At 68.1% G+C, this 21,030-nt stretch carries 19 protein-coding genes, 1 tRNA gene, 2 pseudogenes and 1 other annotated feature; of the genes and pseudogenes, 10 read left to right on the top strand and 12 right to left on the bottom strand.

Translation table 11 applies throughout. The annotated features are described in order from the left end of the window. Window positions 1–2 precede the first annotated feature (2 nt). From IOE58_RS02075 to IOE58_RS02065, 3 genes are all read right to left on the bottom strand, one after another. Window positions 3–959: an NYN domain-containing protein gene (locus IOE58_RS02075; protein ID WP_193864759.1), complete on the bottom strand. Its 957-nt coding sequence runs from the start codon at window positions 957–959 to the stop codon at window positions 3–5. 14 nt (window positions 960–973) lie between these two features. Beyond that, window positions 974–1,612 (bottom strand): biotin transporter BioY, encoded by a 639-nt coding sequence (locus IOE58_RS02070; protein ID WP_193864758.1) that lies wholly within the window; start codon window positions 1,610–1,612, stop codon window positions 974–976. An 83-nt stretch (window positions 1,613–1,695) separates the two neighbouring features. Further along, a protein-coding gene (locus IOE58_RS02065; RefSeq protein WP_193864757.1) for an IS3 family transposase occupies window positions 1,696–2,918 on the bottom strand; the annotation gives its coding sequence in 2 pieces (ribosomal slippage) (window positions 1,696–2,639 and window positions 2,639–2,918; 1,224 coding nt in all). Continuing rightward, window positions 2,547–2,649: a sequence feature (AL1L pseudoknot), on the bottom strand. Its footprint overlaps the gene before it by 103 nt. Window positions 2,919–3,850: 932 nt before the next feature. Here IOE58_RS02065 and IOE58_RS02060 point away from each other — a divergent pair. Continuing rightward, entirely contained in the window at window positions 3,851–4,408 is a 558-nt protein-coding gene (locus IOE58_RS02060) for a C40 family peptidase (RefSeq protein ID WP_311199655.1), read from the top strand. Window positions 4,409–4,484: 76 nt separating this feature from the next. Here IOE58_RS02060 and IOE58_RS02055 read toward each other — a convergent pair whose 3' ends face one another. Both IOE58_RS02055 and IOE58_RS02050 read right to left on the bottom strand, forming a co-directional pair. Beyond that, on the bottom strand, window positions 4,485–4,895 hold the full coding sequence (locus IOE58_RS02055) for a four-helix bundle copper-binding protein (protein ID WP_193864755.1): 411 nt from the start codon (window positions 4,893–4,895) through the stop codon (window positions 4,485–4,487). Between the two features lie 350 nt (window positions 4,896–5,245). Next, window positions 5,246–6,658: pseudogene (locus tag IOE58_RS02050) on the bottom strand (IS1380 family transposase). Window positions 6,659–6,826: 168 nt separating this feature from the next. On the opposite strand from IOE58_RS02050, the gene IOE58_RS02045 reads away from it, so the two are divergent. Genes IOE58_RS02045 through IOE58_RS02030 form a run of 4 tightly spaced genes read left to right on the top strand, consistent with a single transcriptional unit; the run spans window position 6,827 to window position 9,487 of the window. Beyond that, window positions 6,827–7,411: a YdhK family protein gene (locus tag IOE58_RS02045; RefSeq protein ID WP_126988720.1), complete on the top strand. Its 585-nt coding sequence runs from the start codon at window positions 6,827–6,829 to the stop codon at window positions 7,409–7,411. Continuing rightward, window positions 7,411–8,064: a CueP family metal-binding protein gene (locus IOE58_RS02040; protein ID WP_228018479.1), complete on the top strand. Its 654-nt coding sequence runs from the start codon at window positions 7,411–7,413 to the stop codon at window positions 8,062–8,064. Before IOE58_RS02045 ends, IOE58_RS02040 begins: the two co-directional genes overlap by 1 nt. 59 nt (window positions 8,065–8,123) lie before the next feature. Then, window positions 8,124–8,720 (top strand): TlpA family protein disulfide reductase, encoded by a 597-nt coding sequence (locus tag IOE58_RS02035; RefSeq protein WP_348981838.1) that lies wholly within the window; start codon window positions 8,124–8,126, stop codon window positions 8,718–8,720. Next, window positions 8,720–9,487 carry a cytochrome c biogenesis CcdA family protein gene (locus tag IOE58_RS02030; protein ID WP_193864754.1) on the top strand — a complete coding sequence of 256 codons (768 nt, stop codon included), beginning with the start codon at window positions 8,720–8,722 and terminating at the stop codon, window positions 9,485–9,487. Before IOE58_RS02035 ends, IOE58_RS02030 begins: the two co-directional genes overlap by 1 nt. 18 nt (window positions 9,488–9,505) lie before the next feature. Here IOE58_RS02030 and IOE58_RS02025 read toward each other — a convergent pair whose 3' ends face one another. The 4 genes from IOE58_RS02025 to IOE58_RS02010 all read right to left on the bottom strand — a co-directional run bounded on the left by IOE58_RS02025 (window position 9,506) and on the right by IOE58_RS02010 (window position 14,144). Continuing rightward, window positions 9,506–10,582 (bottom strand): sensor histidine kinase, encoded by a 1,077-nt coding sequence (locus tag IOE58_RS02025; protein ID WP_193864753.1) that lies wholly within the window; start codon window positions 10,580–10,582, stop codon window positions 9,506–9,508. 67 nt (window positions 10,583–10,649) lie between these two features. Continuing rightward, on the bottom strand, window positions 10,650–11,363 hold the full coding sequence (locus tag IOE58_RS02020) for a response regulator transcription factor (RefSeq protein ID WP_193864752.1): 714 nt from the start codon (window positions 11,361–11,363) through the stop codon (window positions 10,650–10,652). Next, on the bottom strand, window positions 11,353–13,770 hold the full coding sequence (locus tag IOE58_RS02015; protein WP_193864751.1) for a heavy metal translocating P-type ATPase: 2,418 nt from the start codon (window positions 13,768–13,770) through the stop codon (window positions 11,353–11,355). Before IOE58_RS02015 ends, IOE58_RS02020 begins: the two co-directional genes overlap by 11 nt. Window positions 13,771–13,820: 50 nt before the next feature. Further along, the gene (locus tag IOE58_RS02010; RefSeq protein ID WP_017824292.1) at window positions 13,821–14,144 is read right to left on the bottom strand and encodes a cation transporter; all 324 of its coding nucleotides are present in this window, start codon (window positions 14,142–14,144) and stop codon (window positions 13,821–13,823) included. A 427-nt stretch (window positions 14,145–14,571) separates the two neighbouring features. Between IOE58_RS02010 and IOE58_RS02005 the strand changes: the two are divergent. The 3 genes and pseudogenes from IOE58_RS02005 to IOE58_RS01995 all read left to right on the top strand — a co-directional run. Further along, window positions 14,572–15,513, top strand: a pseudogene (locus tag IOE58_RS02005) (IS481 family transposase); the annotation flags it as partial. Between the two features lie 296 nt (window positions 15,514–15,809). After that, the gene (locus IOE58_RS02000) at window positions 15,810–16,880 is read left to right on the top strand and encodes an IS110 family RNA-guided transposase (RefSeq protein WP_193864749.1); all 1,071 of its coding nucleotides are present in this window, start codon (window positions 15,810–15,812) and stop codon (window positions 16,878–16,880) included. A 111-nt stretch (window positions 16,881–16,991) separates the two neighbouring features. Then, complete coding sequence (locus IOE58_RS01995; protein ID WP_193864748.1) at window positions 16,992–17,453, top strand: recombinase family protein; 462 nt, start codon at window positions 16,992–16,994, stop codon at window positions 17,451–17,453. Between the two features lie 450 nt (window positions 17,454–17,903). Here IOE58_RS01995 and IOE58_RS01990 read toward each other — a convergent pair. Then, window positions 17,904–17,977, bottom strand: a tRNA-Lys gene (locus tag IOE58_RS01990). Window positions 17,978–18,205: 228 nt separating this feature from the next. On the opposite strand from IOE58_RS01990, the gene IOE58_RS01985 reads away from it, so the two are divergent. Continuing rightward, window positions 18,206–19,102 (top strand): NAD-dependent epimerase/dehydratase family protein, encoded by an 897-nt coding sequence (locus IOE58_RS01985; protein ID WP_193864747.1) that lies wholly within the window; start codon window positions 18,206–18,208, stop codon window positions 19,100–19,102. Between the two features lie 299 nt (window positions 19,103–19,401). Here IOE58_RS01985 and IOE58_RS01980 read toward each other — a convergent pair whose 3' ends face one another. After that, window positions 19,402–19,851 (bottom strand): GNAT family N-acetyltransferase, encoded by a 450-nt coding sequence (locus IOE58_RS01980; protein WP_193864746.1) that lies wholly within the window; start codon window positions 19,849–19,851, stop codon window positions 19,402–19,404. Between the two features lie 109 nt (window positions 19,852–19,960). Between IOE58_RS01980 and IOE58_RS01975 the strand changes: the two genes are divergently transcribed. Beyond that, the gene (locus tag IOE58_RS01975) at window positions 19,961–20,389 is read left to right on the top strand and encodes a YchJ family protein (protein ID WP_193864745.1); all 429 of its coding nucleotides are present in this window, start codon (window positions 19,961–19,963) and stop codon (window positions 20,387–20,389) included. Between the two features lie 4 nt (window positions 20,390–20,393). On the opposite strand, the gene IOE58_RS01970 is transcribed toward IOE58_RS01975, so the two are convergent. Next, entirely contained in the window at window positions 20,394–20,963 is a 570-nt protein-coding gene (locus tag IOE58_RS01970; RefSeq protein ID WP_259890664.1) for a hypothetical protein, read from the bottom strand. Window positions 20,964–21,030: the final 67 nt, after the last annotated feature.

The raw sequence follows: 21,030 nt of genomic DNA, 5'->3' as shown, positions 1-21,030 counted from the left end.
AGTCACTCGGTGGAGCGGACCAGCCGTTCGTGTCCGGTCTCCTCCAGCTGGGCGATGTCGGAGTTCGCCTTCAGGAAGTCGCTGAAGGACTTGTAGCCCAGGGCCTTCTCGCTGAAGGAGGGATCCATGCGGCGCATGTGGGTCTTCACCGCGGAGCTGTGCAGCCAGTCCCCGTCCCCGCGATCGCCCAGCTGGAGGGCCCGCTGCAGCAGACGGGAGGCCGTCTCCTGCGGATCCTCCGCGGTCTCCTCCGGGTCCACCACGGCTCCGCTGGGCTCATCGACCGGATCGGTGTGCTCGTCGCTGGTGCCCGAGGAGTTCTTGGTGCTCCTGCCCTTGCCCTTCCCGGAGCCGCGGCCGCCGCGCGAGCGGCTGCTGTCAGCACTGTCGGGCCGGGTGACACCGGGCAGCTGGTCGTAGGCCTCGAACTCGTCGCAGGCGGCGGCCAGGGACTTGGCGGTGGAGCCGGTGACGCCCATCCCGATCACGTACCGGCCCAGGCGGCGGCAGCGCTGCGCGAGGGGCACGTAGTCGGAATCGCCGCCCACGATCACCACGTGGGTGAGGTCGGGGATGCGGAACATGTCCTCCACGGTGTCCACCGCGAGGCGGATGTCGGCACCGTTCTTGGCGTACGCCGCGGCAGGGAACAGCTGCACCAGGTCCACCGCACGCGCCACCAGCTGGGTGCGGTAGTCGGCGTTCAGCGGCGAGGACCAGTCCGCATAGGCGCGGGTGAGCATCAGGGAGCCGAACGAGGCGGCGTAGTCGATGATCGCGCCCACGTCCACCGTGGCCGCGGCCAGTTTCTCCGCGATCTCGGGATCGGTGATGTCCTGCGCGATCCGCTGGCGGTCACGGCTGTAAGCGTTGCGCCCGTGCACCCGGTCGTACCAGGACATGACGATGTTGTCGAAGTCGAGGTAGACGGCGACGCGGGGATCTGAGGTCTCTGCCATCCCCCCAGTCTGCCTCAGCGGCGCGAGTCCAGGGCACGCACCCCACGCCAGGCGGCAGGGATCACCAGTGCGGCGATCGCGGCCTTGACCAGTCCCCCGGCGATGAACGGGGTGACACCGACCGCGAGGATCCCGGCGAGGTCGTAGCCGGCGCCCATCACGACGTTGAGGACGTAGGCCATGTAGGGAACCCCCACCAGGAACGGGACGATGCTGGCGGCGACGAAGCCGATCATCGCCAGCCAGGGGCGGCGGTCCCAGGCCCGCTCGGCGAACCAGCCCGCGATGAACGCGGCGGGGATGAACCCGAGGATGAAGCCGAAGCTGGGCGTGGCCACCGCAGCAATGGTGCCGGTGAACCCGGCGAACACCGGCAGCCCGGCGAGTCCCGCACCCATGTAGGTCGTCAGTGCCGCGGCGCCCCGGCGTGCTCCGAGCGCGGCCCCGACGACGAGAACCCCGAGGGTCTGCCCCGTGATCGGCACGATCGGCAGCGGGATCGTGACCTGCGCGAGCAGCGCGACCAGCACCGCGCCGGCGAGCACGAGCGCCAGGTCGGTGAGCACGGTGGCGCGGGGCAGGATCGCGTCGGCCAGCACCGGGCGGCGGGCAGGCAGCGGAACAGCATGGGCGGCAGGGCTAGAGGCGGTCATCTCGCTCCTCGGGGACGGGGGTCTTTTGAGAGCCACACAGTAGTGCACCGCAAGCGTGAAGCGTCCTGGGTTTCGTTCCGTGGTTAGACGGTCGCGGGCGCGGTCGTCGTGGGGTGAGTGTAGGACGCTTCGACGCTCGCTGGGGTGCGGTAGTCGAGAGCTTCGTGGAGCCGGGCCGTGTTCCACCAGTGGACCCATCCCATCGTGGCAAGCTCGACCTCGCTGACCGACTCCCAGATCCGCTTGGAGTAGATCAGCTCCGCCTTGTAGAGGCCATTCACCGTCTCTGCCAGAGCATTATCGTAGCTATCGCCGACGGTGCCGACAGACGCTTTCACACCTGCGGCGAGAAGAGCGTCTGAGTAGGCGAGAGAGACGTATTGACTGCCCCGATCGGAGTGGTGAATCAATCCGCTCACATTCCGGCTCACCCCGGTGGCGAGGAGCGCGTGTTCCAGTGCGAGCAATGGCAGCTGCTCCGTGTGGAGGGTGGGTGCGACCGCCCAACCGACGATTCTCCGACTGAAGACATCGGTGATGAACGCGACGTAGCAGAATCCGGTGAGTATCCGGACATAGGTAATATCGGCAACCCAGAGCTGCTGCGGCCGGTCCGCAACGAACCTCCGTTCCACGAGGTCGGGACGCTGATCGTCTCCGGCTTCGGGGCGGGTGGTGACGGGCTTACGGCCTCGGCGAACGCCCTGGAGGCCTGCGATCTTCATCAGCCTCGCGACCTGGTCTCGGCCGACGTCCCATCCCGCGTGCTGCATGGCGTGCCACATCTTTCGGACCCCGTAGACGCTGTAGTTCTCCTGGTGAATCCGCTGCACCTCCTCTATGAGGATCTCGTCCCGAACGCTGCGCGCGGAAGCATTCCTGTTCTTGGAGGCGCGGTATCCGCGGGAGGTGATGAACCCACATTCTGTCGCACCGAGGATGCGGCAGATGGCCCAGGCCCCGAACTGTTCGCGATGCATGTCGATGAACGCGATCATTTCGTCGTGGGGCGGTCGAGTTCCGCTGCGAAAAACGCTGAGGCGGCTTTCAGGATCTCGTTCGCGCGTCTCGCCTCGGCGAGTTCTCGCCGGAGCCGGCGGTTCTCCTCCTCGAGCGGCTCTCCCGGGCCGGCTGGTTCGGTGGGGCCGTAGCGGTTGCACCAGATCCGCAGGGTCTCCTCGCCGACACCGAGCTGCGGGGCGACCGCACGGATCGATGCTGCACGGGGACCGCCCTCGCGTACCTGACGGTCGTAGACCATACGCACGGCACGGTCACGCAGCTCTGGACGGAACTTCTTGGGCATGCTCCGATTCTCCTTGCTGAGACTCGGAACGGAACCCAGGGCGCTTCACCCCAACGAAGCAACTGCCATGAGCCGAATCATGGCATGCGGTCGACCCTCGACGCACTCGCCCTTACCCGCCGCGGCCGCCGGCCGCCGGAGCATGATCTGAAACACCGCCGTGGCGCTCGCGATTCTCATCGCGCTGCTTCCTCGCGTGCTCTTCGATGTCTGGACCTAGTCGGCCCGGTCCTCGCCGCCGAAGTCGCCGAAGTCGCCGAGGGCAGCGCACCGCTCCCTACAGGGGTGAGGGCCAGCACGAGACGCCCGTGCCGGTGATCTCCGCAGCCCGCCAGGAGGAAAGCTACGCCTTGGCGCGCTGACGTCGGGATCGCCGACCCGTGAGGCGTCGTGCTCCACCTAAGCCACAGTCTGCCCAACGAAGGCAAAGGCGATCCCTACCCCCCGGGGGTATGCACGGCTGTGGAGTCAAGGATCGGCTAAATCCTTCGGTGGACCCTCCCATCGTTGTTCTGTGGGGCTGGTCAGGGCCGTAGGTTGATCTCGCCGCCCACGACATGAGCCGTCGCCTCGTTGCTCGCTCCGCTGTCGCTGTGGCACTGACGAAGTCATCGACTCCCTCCCGTCTCGAGGAGGGGAACTTAAGGAGCAGAACCATGTCCCAGAACAACACCCATCGGGCCGTCGGCCGAGCAGTCACGCCCGTAGGGATCGCTGGTCGGGCTCTGCGGGGCACGGGCGGTGCCGCTGTGCTCGGCACGGTCGTCCTCGGATCCGCGCTGCTCGCGGGCCCCGCACAGGCCGCCCCTGCCGCGTTGCCCGCTGCACCTGCCGTTACTGCACAGGCTGCCGCGCCGGCGACGCCGGCCCCTGCACATGCGACGTCTGCGTTGGGGGCCGAGAAGCTGCGGTGGGGTTCCCATGGTTCTGCCGTGGAGCAGCTCCAGACGGCACTGAACGAGCACGGTGCCTCACTGTCCGTGGACGGCAAGTTCGGTCGGCTCACCCATGGGGCCGTGAAGGACTTCCAGCGCTCGCACGACCTGAAGATCGACGGGGTCGTGGGCCCGCAGACCCGCGGTGCACTGAACGGCGGGGGCGCTTCGATCTCTACCGGCGGAACGTCTGCTCCGGCTCCGGCGCACTCTGCGACGAATTCTCAGCAGACGATCGTCGACGCCGCGCGCAGCCAGGTCGGGGTCTCGTACTCGTGGGGGACCTCCAAGCCGGGTGTCAGCTTCGACTGCTCGGGGCTGACCTCGTACGCGTACGCGCAGGCCGGCATCGACCTGCCCCGCACCTCGTCGCAGCAGGTCGCGGCCGGCACCACGATCTCGAAGTCCGAGGCCCAGCCCGGCGACCTCGTGGTGTGGCCCGGCCACCTCGGGATCTACGCGGGCGGCAACACGGTGATCGACGCCGGCAACAGCAAGGGCTCCGTCAGCGAGCGCACCATCTGGGGTTCGCCGACCTTCGTCACCTTCCGCTGACCGCAGGTCGCAACGCCCGCGCAGAGGGAGCCTCGACCAACGGTCGGGGCTCCCTCTACGTGCAGAGGCAGCGGTATCAGCTGATCGAGGCCAACAGCTCTGCACAGGCCTGCTCGCAGCGTCGGCAGGCGTCGGCGCAGACCTTGCAGTGCTCGTGCATGCCGGCGTGCTTCTCGCACTCCTCGGCGCAGGAGCGGCACGCCGCCTGACATGCCTCGAGCAGTGCACGGTTGAGGGCGACGTTATTGCCCGTCTGACGGGACAGGACCCGGCCGGTCGTCTCGCAGACGTCGGCGCAGTCCTGGTTCAGGCGGATGCACTGGGTCAGCTCCGCCACCATGTCTTCGGCCAGGCAGGCGTCCGCGCAGGCGGTGCAGGTCTGGGCGCACTCGAAGCAGGCCTCGATGCATTCGGCGAGCTTCTGCTGGTCGATGGTGCCGAGGTCCTTCGGGTAGGTCTGAAGCATTGATGCGACGTGATGGGTCATGATCCTGCTCCTTCTCGTTCCGGACGGACCGGCGGATGCCGGCCCGTCCTGACGACCCTAGCCATCGCCCCCCGAAGGACGGAAGCGGATAGACCACTCGTTTGGAGGCAATGCGGAATGACTGGCCAACGTTGTGCTCAAGAAGTCAAGATCTGACCTTGAGGAGACCTTGATCTAGCCTCGATCTTTCATCGGGCTGGTGAGCGGTCGCGGTCGGCGTCGTTGCCGGTGTTCAGCTGCTGATTCTGGCATTCGGGTATGACAGATCGTCGCAGTGTCCGTTGCGGGCGGTCGGGTTCCACTCCCGAGAAGAGATGCTGCTGGTCGTAGGGACGGGCGGCCTTGCCGGATCAGGTCTGCGCGACGGCAATGCGGAGCCGGTTGACGCCGGTTAGGACGGTGCGGGCTTCGGGAGCGTGCTGGGCGAGGTGGAGGAGGTTGTGCCGGCTGCGGCGCACGAGGGTCGCGGGGATCTCGAACAGCCGTGCGCGGAGCCGTTTGGGCTCCCACTTCCGCGCATCATGGCCGGTCAGCGCGATGGTCTGCATCCAGGCGACGAGCTCGCTAGCGAGCTGGATGATCTGGCACCAGACCTGGTTCTGCGCGAAGCCCTGCAGCGGGAACTTCATCAAGCCCATGTCCTTGGCGTTGCGGATCCGGTCTTCGCATCGTGCGCGGCGGCGGTGTCGCAGCTCGAGCACGGGAAGTTGGCCGCGCGGGGTGTTGGTCGCGAACGCGGTGATGCGCCTCCCCTCGTGATCGGTGATCCGCAGCTGCGCCCCAGGATGAGGACGTTCCTTCCGCACGATCACCCGCATCCCGGGCGGCCAACCGTGAAGATCCAGCAGCCCGGTCAGTTCCGCGACCCATGCTCCGTCGCGGATCCCGTCGGTGTCGGTTTCGTAGGCAGGAGTCCACGTCTTCGCCTCATCGATACGTTCCAGCAGGTCGTGAGTGTTCGCGGGGAGGGTGATCCCGACTGATTAGGCCAGACGCTGCCCGGTCAGCCACTTGACGAAGTCCTTGGTGCCACCGGCTCCGTCGGTGCGGATCAGGACCTTCTTCGACCCCCTTCCGCCGGAGGAGAGCAGACCAGCCGGGAGCTGCGCAAGGGCCTGCCTGGTGATGGTGATGTGATCGGCGGCTGTGTTGAAACCGGCGTTGCCGGGGCGCAGGTGGATCGCCAGCGGTTCCCCGGTTCCTTCGCTGCCGTGGTCCAGGAAAGCGCACAGTGGGTGGTAACCGAAGCCGCGTTTGAACGTCGGTGCAGCCTGCTCCTTCTCGCTGTGGACGTTGATCAGGGTGGCGTCGAGGTCGATGACCAGCGGATTCTGCGCACTGACCCTGCGGACCGGGGAGTGGTCGCCGGCCAGTGCCCAGGCCCGTTCCCGCGCGATGCGGCGGGCCTGGGGGATCGCCTCGACCACGGCGGGGGCGTCCTCGGCCAGCGTGGTCAGGTTCCTGGAGATCGTTGGGGCCGAGGCGACGTCTCCGAACAGTCCCGGTTCGCATCGCAGCAGATCAGTATCCGAAGCGTGCTCGCCGCCGATCGCGAGAGTCATCGCGAGGTCCAGCAGGACCTTCGAGGCGTGATGCTCGGCCAGTGGCTTCGTCCACGGATCCAGAGCTTCACGCAGCGAAGGGGCGAGGCCGGTGGCGTGGATCGTGCCGGTCAGCAGCACCGCGCCCGCATGCGCGGCCGCCGGGACCTCAGCGATGTCCACGCGCGGACGGGGGTAGAAGAACAAGGTAGGGTGGGACACCTGAAAGGTGCTCCTTCCGGCCAGGGATTACGAGACTCAACACCCCGCATCATCCCAGGCCAGGAGCACCTTTCTTTATGCCGTCCGTCGGGCGAGACCACACCCCCGTGAAATCTCGAGGCTAGGGGTCATAGGCTGGTGCCAAGTGTCCTCTGACTAGGAGAAATCATGCGTTCTCGTCGCTCTCTCGGCCGTCTCGCGGCCGTCGTCGTCACCGGTGCGATTGTGTTTGCCGGCTGCACCGACAGCGGGTCTGAGGAGGGTCAGACGCCGGGCGAGTCAGAAGCGTCGGAGGCGTCCGATGGAGGCAGCCACGGCGGCATGGAGCACCCGATGGATGGCGGCCCTGCGCCCGAAGGTATGGCGTCTGCGGAGGATCCCGAGTTCCCGGTCGGCACGGAGGTGACGCTCACGGCGGACCACATGGAGGGCATGGAGGGGGCGACGGCGACGATCTCGGGCGCCTTCGACACCACGACCTACTCGGTCAGCTTCACGCCGACCGATGGCGGTGAGCCGGTCACTGACCACAAGTGGGTCGTTCACGAGGAGCTCGAGAACCCGGGCGAGGCACCGCTGGCAGAGGGCACCGAAGTGGTCATCACCGCCGATCACATGACCGGGATGGAGGGTGCTGAGGCCACCATCGACAGTGCCACCGAGGAGACCGTGTACATGGTCGATTACGAAGCCGACGGGATGATGATGACGAACCACAAGTGGGTCGTCGAGAGCGAGATCGAGCCTGCGTGATGAACTCCCCGTCGAGCCCTCGAGGTGCGCTCGCCTCCTCCGGGGGTAGGCCCCGTCGTCGCACCGGCCGGTTGCCGCGCCGATCGCTCGTGCTCGGTGCCGGCCTGTTCCCGCTCGTGGTCGCCGGCTGCGGGGCCGGCGGGGCCGAGCCCGCATCCATCACGGGTGATCAGGAGTTGCTTCAGGAACATGGCTTCGCCGACGCGGACGCGCACGAGATCATCGACCGGCTCGAGGCGCTCCCGGTGGCTGAGCGACCGCAGGATCTGATCGCCAGCGTCACCGCGACGTCTCTGCAGCTCCAAGACGATGCAGGGCGCGAGGCCGAGCTGCCCCTTCCCGAGGACCAGTTCTACTTGTCGGTGGCCCCGTTCGTCGAGACCACCCACGAGTGCGCCTTCCACAGCCTGACCACGTGCCGCGGAGAACTGCGCAGCCGCGAGCTCACCGTGAGCGTGGTCGACAGCAGCTCGGGCGAGGTCCTTGAGGAGGGCACTCGCACCACGCACGACAACGGGTTCGTCGGTTTCTGGTTGCCGCGCGGGATCACCGCGGAGCTCACGTGCGCCCTCGAGGACGTCACAGGGACCGCGTCCATCTCGACCCAGGCGGAGGATGATCTGACCTGTCTGACCAGTCTCCAGCTGACGTGAGCAGGCGAAGCACCCGGTCCGCCTTCTGGCATTCGGTGGTCGGCCCAACTGGGCGGAGCGTGACACCACGCCTGAGTCGTCGGACCACGCTCCGACTGGGCGGGAGCCTGCTCGTCCTCGCGCCCCTTCTTGCGGCGTGCAGCGGTTCTTCGGATGCGGCGAGTGAGGCGAACGCCGGGTACGTCTCCGGCGATGGTGTCGTCGTCGAGATCCCCCCGGAGGGACGCGCCGATCCTCTGGAGATTCGGGGAACCACCTACGACGGCGACGACTTCGACTCCACGGCGCTGCGCGGTGCACCCTTGCTGATCAACGTCTGGTATGCGTCGTGTCCGCCGTGCCGGGTCGAAGCACCGGCGCTGAAGGCCGTGCACTCCGAGTACAGCGCCCTGGGAGTGGAATTCGTGGGCGTGAACACGCGCGACAAGGCCGGGCCAGCCGCCGCGTTCGAGGAGACCTTCGGCATCACCTACCCCTCGATCCCCGACACCGACGGGGCGGTGATCGCGTCCATGGACGGCAGCGTCTCGCCCAACGCCGTCCCCACGACTTTGATCCTCGATGCTGAAGGACGAGTAGCCGCCCGGATCGCGGGCGCAGCCGATCAGAGCACCCTAGAGAGCCTCTTGGATGCCGTACTAGCGGAGGCCGCCTGATGGGTGAACTGTTCGCCACCACCGTGCTGAGCGGACCCCTGGCCGCAGCCCTGCTGCTGTCGATGGTGGCCGGTCTGGTCGCGTTCCTCTCGCCGTGCGTGCTTCCGGTGGTCCCCGGCTACCTCGGATACATCACCGGGCTCACCGGAGGAAGCGCCGGGCCGCCCCGCACCGGCGATCCCGGGGAACGGCCATGGCGCCTGGTCACCGGCGCTGTGCTGTTCGTCGCCGGGTTCACTGCGGTATTCCTGATCATCGGCGGATTCGTCGGTGCACTCGGGTCATTGGTGATCCAGTACACCAGCGCGATCAATCGGATCTCCGGAGTGCTGGTGATCCTCATGGGCCTGGTGTTCGTGGGAATCTTCCCCCGCCTCTCCGGTGAGAAACGGATCCGGAAGCGCCCCGATGCCGGACTCGCCGGCGCCCCGCTGCTCGGGATCACGTTCGGCTTCTCCTGGACCCCGTGCATCGGCCCGACGTTCGCCGCAGTCGCCGCACTCAGCCTCGGGGAGGCATCCGCCAGCCGCGGCGCCCTCCTCGCCTTCGGCTACGCGATCGGGCTCGGGATCCCGTTCATCCTCTTCGCCCTCGTGTTCCGGCGCGCCCTAGGAATCTCCAGAGTGCTGTCCCGGCATCGCCGCACGCTCCAGATCGTCGGCGGGTCCGTCCTGATCACCATCGGGCTGCTGCTGGTCTCCGGGGTGTGGGAGCAGTGGATGGCGCTCCTGCAGGTCCAGATCGGCACCTTCACCACGATCGTCTAAGGGTGCTGCTCTCGAGGATCAGCGTTCAACGGTCGCTCGAGGAAGCCGGATGGTGAAGACGGCTCCCCGCCCGGGCCCCTCACTGGCGGCAGCCATGGTCCCGCCGTGCGCATCCACGAGGGCGCGACTGATCGTCAAGCCGATTCCCGAGCCGGAGTTTTCGCGGGTGCGAGCGCTGTCGGCGCGGAAGAAGCGTTCGAACAGCCGCGCCTGGTCACGCGCGGTGAAACCCTCACCGTCGTCGGACACCGCGATCTCCACCACGTCGCCGGTGGTGAGCGCTGAGAGAGTGACGGCGCCCCCGGGCGAGGTGTGCCGCAGGGCATTGCTCAGGAGGTTTCCGAGTACCTGGGCGAGGCGGTCCGGGTCGGCGTGAATGATCGGGGAGCGGCGCATAACGAAATCTCGTCGCAATGCCACACCCGCTGCCTCGAACCTCTCCTCCCATTCCTGGAGTGTTGAGTCCAGCAGGTCGCGGACCGACGTGGGCCGCAGCTCCACCGGGAGCTGTCCCTCTTCGGCACGGGACACCTCGCTGATGTCGTCGGCCAGCCGGGACAGGCGTATGGTCTGACCGGCAAGGATGGGCATGGCCGCCTCCGGCTCGATGACACCATCAGCCATCGCCTCGTGATGTGCCGAGAGAGTAGCAATGGGAGTACGTAGCTCGTGGGCGAGGTCAGAGAGCAGCCGGCGGCGATTCTCTTCGACGGCATCTAGGCGTGCAGCCATGTCGTTGAGCGTGGCGGCCAGAGAGTCCAGCTCGGTTCCCGCACCGAGGGCGGGCACCCGAGTGGAGTAGTGGCCTCGGGAGAGTTCGTCCACGGCCAGGGTGAGGCGGTGGAGTGTCTGCCGGAGTCGTCGCGCCAGTCTCCAGGTGACCAGGCCTGCCGCTAGGAGGGAGACCACCAGTCCGGCCCCCAGGGCGAGGGCGAGGGCGTCACGGTAGGCGCGCTCGATATGCAGAATCTCAGCGCTGCCCACCGGAAGAGCAGTCTGGAGCAGGTGATAGTGGAAGACGGCGGGTCCGATCATCACCGTCAGAGCGGTGATGCTGACGGCGCCGGCACACAGCACGATGAGCTGGCCGATCATCAAACGTGAGGCGAGGCTCGTGCCGGGGCGGATCGTTCTGGCCGATGAGCGGGGATCAGTCACGCCCTCACCCCTTCCCCATCCGGTACCCGATACCGCGGACCGTGGTGACATACCGTGCCGAACCCGCTGTCTCGTCCAATTTTCGTCGCAGGTTGGCAATATGCACATCGACGAGATGGTCATCTCCGATCCAGGTATCACCCCAGACGGCTTCCATCAGCTGGTGGCGGCTGAAGACCTGGCCCGGCCGACGGGCCAGGGTCATAAGCAGTCCCCTTTCGGTGGGGGTCAGCGGGACTGGTTGGCCAGCGAGCCGCACCTCCTGGGCGGCCGTATCGAGCTCAAGCTCTCCGAATGCGCGCACGGTCCCCGAAGGAGCGGCCCCGGGCTCGCCGCGGGGCCGCCGCAGCACGGCGTGGACCCGGGCGACAAGTTCACGCACGCTGAACGGTTTGGTGAGGTAGTCATCCGCACCCACCGACAGGCCCACCAGGCGATCAACCTCCTCTGATCGCGCCGTCGTGATCAGCACGTAGCAGTCGGAGAAGGCGCGGATCCTCCGCATCACCTCCAAGCCATCGAGGCCAGGCAGGCCGAGATCGAGGATGATCACGTCCGGTGACAAGGCGCGGGCTACCTCCACCGCCTCCGGACCGCTTCGCGCGCTCCCCGTGGCGTAGCCGGCCTTCACGAGGTATGCCTGCACGACGTCCGAGAGCGCGACTTCGTCTTCGACAACGAGAACCGTCGCTGCAGCTCGAGCCGATTCACTCCTCATGGGCTCCAGTCTGATCTCCGTTCCTGGGCGCCGTGGAGGTCCTGCTCGAGTCCGACCGGGAGCTGGCCGAGCCCGCGCGGCTCGAAGACTGGGTCGTCGACACCGAGGTCGAGCTCTCGCGGCCGGCCAGGCGCGCCGCGCTCTTGGCAGGGGTCAGATCCAGTCGGCGCAGCATCTGCGCATTCAAGGCCACAACGACAGTGGACAACGACATCAGGATCGCGCCGACCGACATGGGCAGTACGAATCCGATCGGCGCCAGGACACCGGCGGCCAGCGGAACGGCGGCGATGTTGTACCCGGCAGCCCACCACAGGTTCTGCTTCATCTTGCGGTAACTGGCACGGGAGAGCTGGATCACCGAGAGTACCGAGCGGGGATCGTCGGAGGCCAGGATCACGCCGGCGGAGGCGATCGCGACGTCGGTGCCGGCACCGATCGCGATGCCGACGTCGGCCTGCGCGAGGGCGGGGGCATCGTTGACGCCGTCGCCGACCATCGCCACGGCTCGTCCGTCGCGCTGGAGCTCGAGGACCTTCTCGCTCTTGTGCTCCGGGCGCACCTGGGCGAAGACCTGGTCGATACCGAGCTCGCCGGCCACGGCGCGGGCAACGGGCTGGGCATCGCCCGTGATCATGACGACGCGGATTCCCAGCTCATGCAGGGCGTCGACGGCCTCGCGAGATTCCTGGCGCACTTCGTCGGCCAGGCCGATCGCTCCCGTGACCTGCCCGTCGAGGAGGACATGGAGGACGATCGCTCCGTCCGCGGACCACGGCCCGGTCGCCGGCAGCGGCTGGTGACCGTGCTCGGCCAGCAGGTTGGGTCCGCCGACCTGGACGGTGCGCCCGTCCACGGTCGCGCTGACGCCGACCGCGGTGGTGGACTGGAACTCGGTGGCGCGCGGCACGTCGAGCCGGCGGTCGTCGGCGGCGGCGGCGATCGCCCGGGCGAGGGGGTGCTCGCTGTCGGCTTCGGCCGCGGCGGCCAGCGCGAGCAGCTCGTCCTCGCCCAGGGTGCCGACGGTGGTGACGTGGTTCAGGGCGGGCTCGCCCTTGGTCAGCGTGCCCGTCTTGTCGAACAGGACGGTGTCGATGGTGCGCATCCGCTCCAGGGCGGCGCGCTCCTTGACCAGGACGCCGCCCTTCGCGGCCCGCTCGGTCGAGATGGACACCACCAGCGGGATCGCCAGACCCAGCGCGTGAGGGCAGGCGATGACCAGAACGGTGATCGCGCGGACCAGTGCACTCTCGGGCACCCCGACGACTGTCCACACGATCGCGGTGACGATCGCCGCGATCAGCGCGTACCAGAACAGCCAGCCGGCGGCTCTGTCCGCGAGCAGCTGGGCCCGGGTCGTGGAGGATTGGGCGTTGGCGACCAGGCGCTGGATGCCGGACAGGGCGGTGTCCTCACCGATCGCGGTGACGCGCACGCGCAGCGCGTTGTCCGTGGCCACCGTGCCGGCGACGACCTGATCACCGATCTCGCGACGCACGGGGCTGGACTCGCCGGTGATCATCGACTCGTCGACGTCGGCGCCACCATCGATGACTTCCCCGTCGGCCGGGACCCGGCCACCGGGTCGCACGATCACGACGTCTCCGAGCTGCAGCTCGGCCGGGGAAACCGCGACGATGTCCTCGCCCTCGATCTTCTCGGCCTGGTCGGGCAGGAGCGCGGCCAGGGAATCCAGCGCGGAGGAGGTCTGCGCGAGGGAGCGCATCTCGAGCCAGTGGCCCAGCAGCATGATCACGATCAGGAGGGCGAGCTCCCACCAGAAATCGAGCTCGTGGGAGAGCAGTCCGAGGCTGGCGCCGAGCGAGGAGACGAAGGCGACCGTGATCGCCATCCCGATCAGGAGCATCATGCCGGGCTTGCGGTCCCGGATCTCCTCGATCGCTCCGGTCAGGAACGGTTTCCCGCCCCACAGGTACATGACCGTGCCCAGGACCGGCGAGACCCACCGCACCCAGGCCGCGTCCGGCAGCGCATAGCCGAGCAGGTCAGCGAACATCCCGTTCAGCAGCACCGTCGGGATAGCAAGGACGAGCATGATCCAGAACAGCCGACGGAACATCCCCACGTGATCACCATGACCCGCATGGCCCCCGTGACCCGACATGTCGTGCCCCGCGTGCGGGTCGTGGTGCTCGTGGCCCGCCATGTCGTGCTCACCGTGCCCGGTCATGTCATGGCCGGTGTGCGTGGCGGTCGGCAGGGCATGCCCCTCGTGCGCCCTCTGCTCGGCATCGTAGCCGCCATGACGGTCCCCGCCCGGCGGAGCGTCCGCCGGGCCGTGTAGGCCCGTGCCGCGGTGATGCCAGTGCTGGGCCATGTCGTGCCCGGCGTGGTCGGGTTCGGGGGTAACCGGGTGGTCGTGGCGGTGGTGGTGGGGGGTGCTCATGGTGTCCCTTCCGCAAGGCCCCGGACGGGGCTGGGTGTTGCCGGGGTGGGTCAGGCGTCGGCCACGGTGTAGCCGGCCTCCGCGACGGCGGCGCGGACGGCGGCCGGTGCGGCAGCTCCGGCCACGGTCACGGTGGAGATCCCACCGGGCGCCAGGTCGATCCGTACTTCCTCCACGCCCTCGAGAACGGTGATTGCCGTGGTCACGCTGTCGGCGCAGTGACCACAGGTCATGCCCCGCACCGGATACGTCGTGGTCTCGGCCGCGGACGTCGCAGTCGCCTCAGCAGCGGCGCGGTCCTCCACCGGGGCGGTGGCGCAGCAGGAACAACCGGTGGAAGCCATCGGCAGGGGTCGAAGTGTCTCGGGGCTCATGAGGTACTCCTCGCATCAGAGGGTGCAGCAGCGGCGGAAACTGTCGTTGCTCCCCTCAGTTTTATACCCCCCGGGGGTATTTGGCAAGTGATTCACTGCGGGAGCATGGGGTCGACCGGTCGACCGGTCGCTCGGTGCCGGCTGCGCGGCTCTCGTCGGACACGCTCTCGTCCGCGATCGAAGAACGGCCGAGCCTGCCCGTCCTGCTGCTCGCAGTTGCGTGCGGCGCCGCCATTAGCAGGAACCCCCGAAATCACGCCCGCGGCCCGGGCAGCCGCTTTTGAGCTATTAAGGTCCCGGCCCCAACGGGCGCTAGCTGTTGCGGGTCGTGACGTTGTAGTCACCGTGCGGGGATGAAGGAACGGGTCCCTGACCGGCACGATGGGTGGGGCTGAAGCCATTCATCTGCTGGGAGGAGACCCGTTCCATGACCCACCGTAATGCCCCGCTGACCGTCCTTGGAAGACAGCGAGCTGTCACCGAGGTGCTCGAGCGCGGACGCCCGATCGCTCACGTCGCGGCCGAGTTCCACATCGCTCGGGCCACTTTGTCGAAGTGGGTAGCCCGCTACCGTGACCGCGGCAGCGCCGGCCTCGTGGACCACTCCAGTGCTCCGGCCAACCGCCCCTCCCGGCTGCCTGCGTGGGTGGTGGAGTTGATCGAGCACTGGCGACGGACCAATAAGTGGTCCGCGCACAGAATCGCCCGGGAGCTCGCCGATGGCCGGGGTTTCCGGTGCTGCGTGCGCACGGTGACGCGCTGGCTGGACCGCCTGGGCCTGAACCAGATCCGCGACATCACTCCCGACGGGGCGGACCTCCGCAAGCCCGGAAAGATCATCGCCCGCTACCCGGGTCACATGGTCCACATGGACGTGAAGAAGGTCGGGAAGATCCCCGAGGGCGGCGGCTGGTGGGCCCATGGCCGCGGCAGCGAGAAGGCCCTGGCCAGCAAGCGTGCCCACAAGCAGAAGGTCGGCTACACCTACCTCCACTCCATGCAGGACGGGTTCTCCCGCCTGGCCTATACCGAGGCCCTGGAGGACGAGAAAGCCGCGACGACCATCGGGTTCTTCCACCGCGCCCGAGTGTTCTTCGCAGCTCACGGCATCACCCGGATCACGCGCCTGGTCACGGACAACGGCGCGAACTACACCGGGAAGGCGTTCAACCGTTCGACCAGCGCGTTCATCGGCCGGCACCAGCGCACCCGGGCCTACACGCCCCGGCACAACGGGAAGATCGAGCGCTACCAGCGGCTGATGAGCGACGAGTGCCTCTACGCCCGCCGCTACGAATCGGAGAACCAGCGCCGCGAAGCGATCAGAGTCTGGAACCACCACTACAACTACTGTGAGTCTTTGAGCGGCTGGTCTGGAACTGGCTGGCAGGGTGAGCGTCGTGCTGCTTCCGCGCCGAGGCCGTGGCTCTTACAACTATTCGCCCCCATCGGGTGCGTTTCGATGGACATGTCCGGCTCCGGCGTGGGGTGGCCGGCGCTCGCCCGGCCCACTCCGATGGCTTGATCAGAAGACTGTCCGCCCTCGTCCTCTCGGCGAGGTCGTGACTCATCACAGTATTGCCCCGAAGTGACTTCCATCCAGGCTTGCGCCGGCCCGTAGCGGCCACGTCATCAGTCCTGACCTGGAAGGAAATACGAACCGCCATGGCCATCGTCGCGCATACTCGCCCGTTCGTCATCGGAGTGGATACCCATGCCCGCAACCACAGTTTCGCGGTCCTGACTGCAGCCACCGGCGAGCAAATCGCTGCCAAGCAGTTCCCGACGACGTCCGCGGGCATGAATCGCGCCGTAGCCTGGGTCTCTCGTCTCATTGGCGGGAACCTGACCGCTCTATGGGTGATCGAAGGCGCCGCTACCTATGGCGCACGGCTCGCACGAGTCGTGACCGACGCTGGCTACGAAGTCGCCGAGGCAGCCAGGATGGATGCTCGGACACATCATCGCGTTGGTAAGTCGGATCTCCTCGATGCGCACCGCATCGGCGCCTCGGTACTGCCGCTGGAAGACGACCGGCTACGCCATCCCCGCTCCGACGCCGGCTTGCGTCCCGCGTTACGCGTCCTGACGAGCGCGCGGGAGAACATGAGCTCGGAGCGCACGGCCAGCGTCAACGCTCTCACCGCCCTGTTGCGCACCGCAGATCTTGGCCTCGATGCGCGGAAGCCGCTGACAAACGGGCAGATCACCGAGGTGGCGTCTTGGCGCACTCGAGTTGAAGACCTCGAGCTCGCGGCTGCACGAGCCGAGGCTCACCGGCTGGCCAAGCGAGTTCGTGCTCTCGACATTGAGCTCGCCGACAACCGCTCGCAGCTCGAGGAGCTTCTGCGTCAGAGCAAAGCTGCCCCATTGCTGGACGTGATCGGCGTCGGACCCGTGACCGCCGCAGTCGCCTATTCAGCATGGTCACACCGTGGGCGCTTGCGTGACGAAGCTGCCTTCGCGGCGTTGGCCGGCGTGAGTCCCATCCCTGCATCGTCGGGAAACACGACTCGCCACAGGCTGAATCGCGGAGGCGATCGAAGGCTCAATCGCGCGCTCCACATGGCCACGGTCACCCGAATGGTTCACGACCCCGAGACACGCGCTTACGTTGACAGACGGCGAGCTGAGGGGCGCACGACAAAAGAGATCCGACGCTGCCTCAAGCGCTACCTCGCCCGGCGGATCTACCGAACTCTCGAGGCGCTCCACGCGGCGCCGACCACGGCTTGACAGACATAGAAGAGTCCATCGGCCCCACACCGCCTGCGGCGATCAGCCCCCGGCCTCACGCCTCCGCACCGGCGTCGACAACGTCATGACCAACTACACCTAGACCGGCTCATGTCGGGCGTACTGGCCGAGGGCGACACCCTGGTGGTGACCGACCTCGATCGCCTCTCCCGGCGCACGAGCCGGCTCATTCTTACCTTGGACGAGCTGACGACCCGCGGGATCACGGTGGAGTCGCTGCACGAGCGCGTGGACACCTCCACAGCAGACGGCATGTTCTCGGTGACGCTGCTCGGAGCCCTCGCGCAGCGCGAGCGAGACCGCATCAGGGAGCGCACCACGGCAGGGCTCGAAGCCGCTCGGAACCGCGGCCACCGCCCCGGCCGACCGATCGCCGTCAAGCCCGAGCAGTACGAGACCGTCTTGCTCCTGCGCGGCCAGGGCCGGCCGTACCGAGCCATTGCCTCCGCAACCGGACTATCCGCCAGCACCGTTGCTCGCATCTGCCGAGGAGACACCCCCGGCCACGAGACGTACCGCCAGCAACAGGAGATCCAGCCCGTTCTCCGCTGACCGTCCCGCCGGACCAGGCATTGCAGTAGTGCAGTAGTTCCGTATTGCAGTACGTCAGTAGTTCCGTATCGCGAGCGGATCACGGGGCCGGACCTCACGGGCGGCATCCACGCAGCCGATGACCGTGCGCTGCCCGCACTCTTGGCAGTGCCAGGTCCGATGCCCGAGCGTCATCGGTCCCCCGCCGCACAGGCACGCGGCCCATCCCACGAGGTATCGAGTCGAGCCGCAGCCGCAGCGTGGCGGTGTGGGCTCGCTCCAGCCGTTCGGGCCACTGGGTGGAGCCGCGCAATCATCTTTGCCGAGATCAAAGGGAGCGCCATGGAAAGCGAAGGAGATCGAGTACGCCGCCAGCTACTTCGACGTACCGGTGGCCGACCTGTTCGACGGTCTCGGACTGTTCCGAGACGCGAAGAGGCCCCACCGATCCGGTGGGGCCTCTCTCGCGGGTGCGCCATCAGGGACTCGAACCCCGGACCCGCTGATTAAGAGTCAGCTGCTCTAACCAACTGAGCTAATGGCGCGAACAGGAGTAGACACTACACCTCGGATCGCCGTCATCCAACGCGACGGGGCACTCTGTGAGCGAGCCGACAGGATCCCGCCCGGCCGCCCCCACGGCGTCTCTGCCGACGATCCACCCGGGCGAGCAGGGCTGTCATCGCACGGCGGGACCTGCTCCATCCCCTAGAATCGGTCATCGCAGCGTCATCGACCCAGGCGGCCCGGACCCGTCGGCAGAGGAGGACAGCGTGAGGATCGCCGTCACCGGCGCCACGGGCGTACTGGGCCAGGAGGCCGTCGAAGCCCTCGTGGCCGCGGGGCATGAGGTCACCGGCGTCACCCGCCGCGACCGCGGGGTCCCCGTGATTGAGGGCCGCGGCGGCACCGCCGTCATCGCTGATGTGTTCGACAGCAACGACCTCTCCCGCGCCTTCCGCGGCCACGACGTCGTCATCAACACCCTCGCCAAGGTGCCCGTGGGCATGGCCGCCATGCGGCCTCTGGCCTGGCGGGAGGACGACCGCCTGCACATGGAGGCCTCCGTCGCGATCGCAGAGGCCGCCGCGCGTTCCGGGGTGCGCCGCCTGATCCAGGAATCCTCCGCCTACCTGTACCCGGACAACGGCTCGGACTGGATCGGGGAGGATCTCGCCCTCGCGGTGCGCAACCAGGCGTTCCGCCCGCGCGTGCGGGAGATGCGCGCCGCCGTGGACTTCGCGACCTCCGGTCGCAGCGCCGTGATCCTGCGCCTTGCGCAGCTGTTCGGCCGCGACCCCCACACCACCCACGCTCTGAAGGCCACCCGCGCGGGCGACCCGATCCTGCTGGGCCGCCCCGACGGGTACATCACCCTGCTGCACCACACCGATGCGGGGCGGGCGTTCGTCGCGGCCCTGCGCGCCAGCAGCGGTTTCTACAACGTGGGGGGTGAGCCCATCACGCGGGGTCGCTGGGCGAAGGACCTCGGGATCGAGGCGAAGGCCGAGGGGCCGGCGAAGTTCTACCCGGAGATCACCCAGGCCCTGGTGGGCACCCGACTCGAGGTGCAGCGCCGCTCCCAGCGGATCTCCTCGGTGCGGTTCATGTCTGAGACCGGCTGGTGGCCGACGATCGGCCCCTCCACCCCCGGCTGGTCGCGCCGCTGATCCGTCCATCGGTCCCGTCGCCGGACCGGAGAGGACGACCGTGCCCTGCGGTCACGGTGCAGCGCACATCGGCTCCGGCCACGTACCGCAGGTCCGTTGCGCAGGCGGCCTGCTCCGCACCGGCCGGGGACTCCTCCGCCACTCCCCGAGGCACTGCTCGCACTCGGCTCTTGGGGCTCACGGATCATGCGGACAGGGTTCCCGTCCACCACCGCTGCGGCGGGCACGTCCTTGGTGACCACGGAGCCGGCGCCGATGTGCAGCTGAGTGCAGGCGCGGGCATCAGCCCGGACGCGCGCTCACCGCGGCAGGCGCATCCCCAGGCTGGGCTCGGAGTCCACGAATCCCAGGGACCGGTAGAGAGAACGGCCCGGCGGGTCGCCCAGCAGGGTGATGTAGGGCTTCGGGGGCGCCTCGTCGTCGATCCGGGAGATCAGATCCTCCATCACCGCGCGCCCCAGTCCGCGCCGCTGGTGGGCGGGGTCGGTGGCCACATCAGCGATGTGGAAGTACCAGCCGCCGTCACCCAGCACCCGTCCCATCGCCGCCAGGCACCCATCGCCGTCGCGGACGGTGCACCACGCCCAGCTGGTCTCCAGCGGCCCTGCCGCCTGGGCCGCCGTGATGGGGCTGAGACCGGCGACGGTGCGCATCCGCACGTACTCCTCGAGGGTGGGCGCCTCGCGTCGCAGCCGGTACCCGCTCGGAAGGGTGGCGTCTCGCGAGGGTGGATCCTGATCAGCAGCCATGGGGTCGACCCTGCCAGGCCCCGCTGCGCCCCGCACCCGGGGCACCCGCCCTGGCCGCCTCGGGAGCGCCCGCTCGGGCCACGGGGGAAGAGTCGGCGATAATCGGGGAATGAGCTCCTCGACCCGTCATCCTGCGAACGACGAGCGCTGCCCCTGCGGCAGCGGTGACACCTTCGGTTCCTGCTGCGGTCCGGTCCTGACCGGCAAGCGGAGGGCGGCCACCGCGGAAGCACTGATGCGCTCGCGCTACACCGCGTTCACCACGCAGGACCTCGAGCACGCCCTGGCCTCCTGGCACCCGGACACCCGCCCGGACCGGGCCGACCTTGCCCGCAGCCTCGCCGACACCCGGTGGCTGCGGCTCGACGTGCGCGGCACCACTGGGGGCGGTCCCTTCGACGACGAGGGCACCGTGGAGTTCGTGGCGATCGCCCGCACCGAACAGGGCCGCCGGGAACTGCACGAGATCTCGCACTTCACGCGCGTGGACGGGTCTTGGCTGTACGTGCGCGGGGATCTCGCCGCCACCCGGCACTGAGCTCCTACCTGGTGGCCTTGGCGACGGCCTTGTGAGCGCGCTTCAGCGCCTTCTCGATGTCCGAGGACGTGCTCCTGCGGGCCTTCGCGGCGTTCTTGCGGGCCTTCTTCCGGGACTTCGTGGCGTCCTTGCGTGCCTGCTCGATCCCCCCGCGCACCTGCTTCTCGGCGTTGCGGGCTTTCGTCTGGACGTCCTCGAAGAACGCGGCGCGGGCCTTGCGGGCGTCCTCGCGGGCCTTCTCGGCATCCTTGGCGGCCTGCTCACGGGCCTTCTCGGCCTCCTTGTGGGCCTTCTTCTCGTCATCACCCGAGAGGGCGACGGCGATGGCGATGCCCGTGGTCAGCACGACCAGGCCGATGACGCCGCCTGCGACGGCGAGCGCACCGTTCGAAGGGGTCTTCCCGTCACCGGCCTCGGAGAAAGACTTCACCGACCCGACGATCTCGTTCTTCCAGCGCTGCACCGCGTTCTTGGGGTTGACGCGGTCGATCAGCTCATCGATGTCGGCGGCGAGATTGTCCTGACGCCGGTAGGCCTCGTCACGCATCTCGTCCAGGCTGGGATCCTTTGCCACCACTGCCTCCAGGGTCATCAGGTTACGAACGCACCGATCGTACCGTGACCGGTGCTCACGGCTCACA

The sequence above is a fragment of the Brachybacterium epidermidis genome, from assembly GCF_015209585.1.
Classification (GTDB): domain Bacteria; phylum Actinomycetota; class Actinomycetes; order Actinomycetales; family Dermabacteraceae; genus Brachybacterium; species Brachybacterium epidermidis.
The sequence above is the reverse complement of the archived record's forward strand: the minus strand, read 5'-3'. Positions and strand labels throughout refer to the sequence as shown.

Bases quoted from the DNA above. Each gene is read 5' to 3' on its own strand.
- IOE58_RS02040 (WP_228018479.1), top strand. From the start codon at position 7,411: ATGAACTCCCCGTCGAGCCCTCGAGGTGCGCTCGCCTCCTCCGGGGGT.
- IOE58_RS01980 (WP_193864746.1), bottom strand. From the start codon at position 19,851: ATGGCTGCTGATCAGGATCCACCCTCGCGAGACGCCACCCTTCCGAGC.
- IOE58_RS02075 (WP_193864759.1), bottom strand. From the start codon at position 959: ATGGCAGAGACCTCAGATCCCCGCGTCGCCGTCTACCTCGACTTCGAC.
- IOE58_RS02055 (WP_193864755.1), bottom strand. From the start codon at position 4,895: ATGACCCATCACGTCGCATCAATGCTTCAGACCTACCCGAAGGACCTC.
- IOE58_RS01975 (WP_193864745.1), top strand. From the start codon at position 19,961: ATGAGCTCCTCGACCCGTCATCCTGCGAACGACGAGCGCTGCCCCTGC.
- IOE58_RS01995 (WP_193864748.1), top strand. From the start codon at position 16,992: ATGTCGGGCGTACTGGCCGAGGGCGACACCCTGGTGGTGACCGACCTC.
- IOE58_RS02010 (WP_017824292.1), bottom strand. From the start codon at position 14,144: ATGAGCCCCGAGACACTTCGACCCCTGCCGATGGCTTCCACCGGTTGT.
- IOE58_RS02025 (WP_193864753.1), bottom strand. From the start codon at position 10,582: ATGATCGGCCAGCTCATCGTGCTGTGTGCCGGCGCCGTCAGCATCACC.
- IOE58_RS02000 (WP_193864749.1), top strand. From the start codon at position 15,810: ATGGCCATCGTCGCGCATACTCGCCCGTTCGTCATCGGAGTGGATACC.
- IOE58_RS02020 (WP_193864752.1), bottom strand. From the start codon at position 11,363: ATGAGGAGTGAATCGGCTCGAGCTGCAGCGACGGTTCTCGTTGTCGAA.
- IOE58_RS02045 (WP_126988720.1), top strand. From the start codon at position 6,827: ATGCGTTCTCGTCGCTCTCTCGGCCGTCTCGCGGCCGTCGTCGTCACC.
- IOE58_RS02015 (WP_193864751.1), bottom strand. From the start codon at position 13,770: ATGAGCACCCCCCACCACCACCGCCACGACCACCCGGTTACCCCCGAA.
- IOE58_RS02070 (WP_193864758.1), bottom strand. From the start codon at position 1,612: ATGACCGCCTCTAGCCCTGCCGCCCATGCTGTTCCGCTGCCTGCCCGC.
- IOE58_RS02030 (WP_193864754.1), top strand. From the start codon at position 8,720: ATGGGTGAACTGTTCGCCACCACCGTGCTGAGCGGACCCCTGGCCGCA.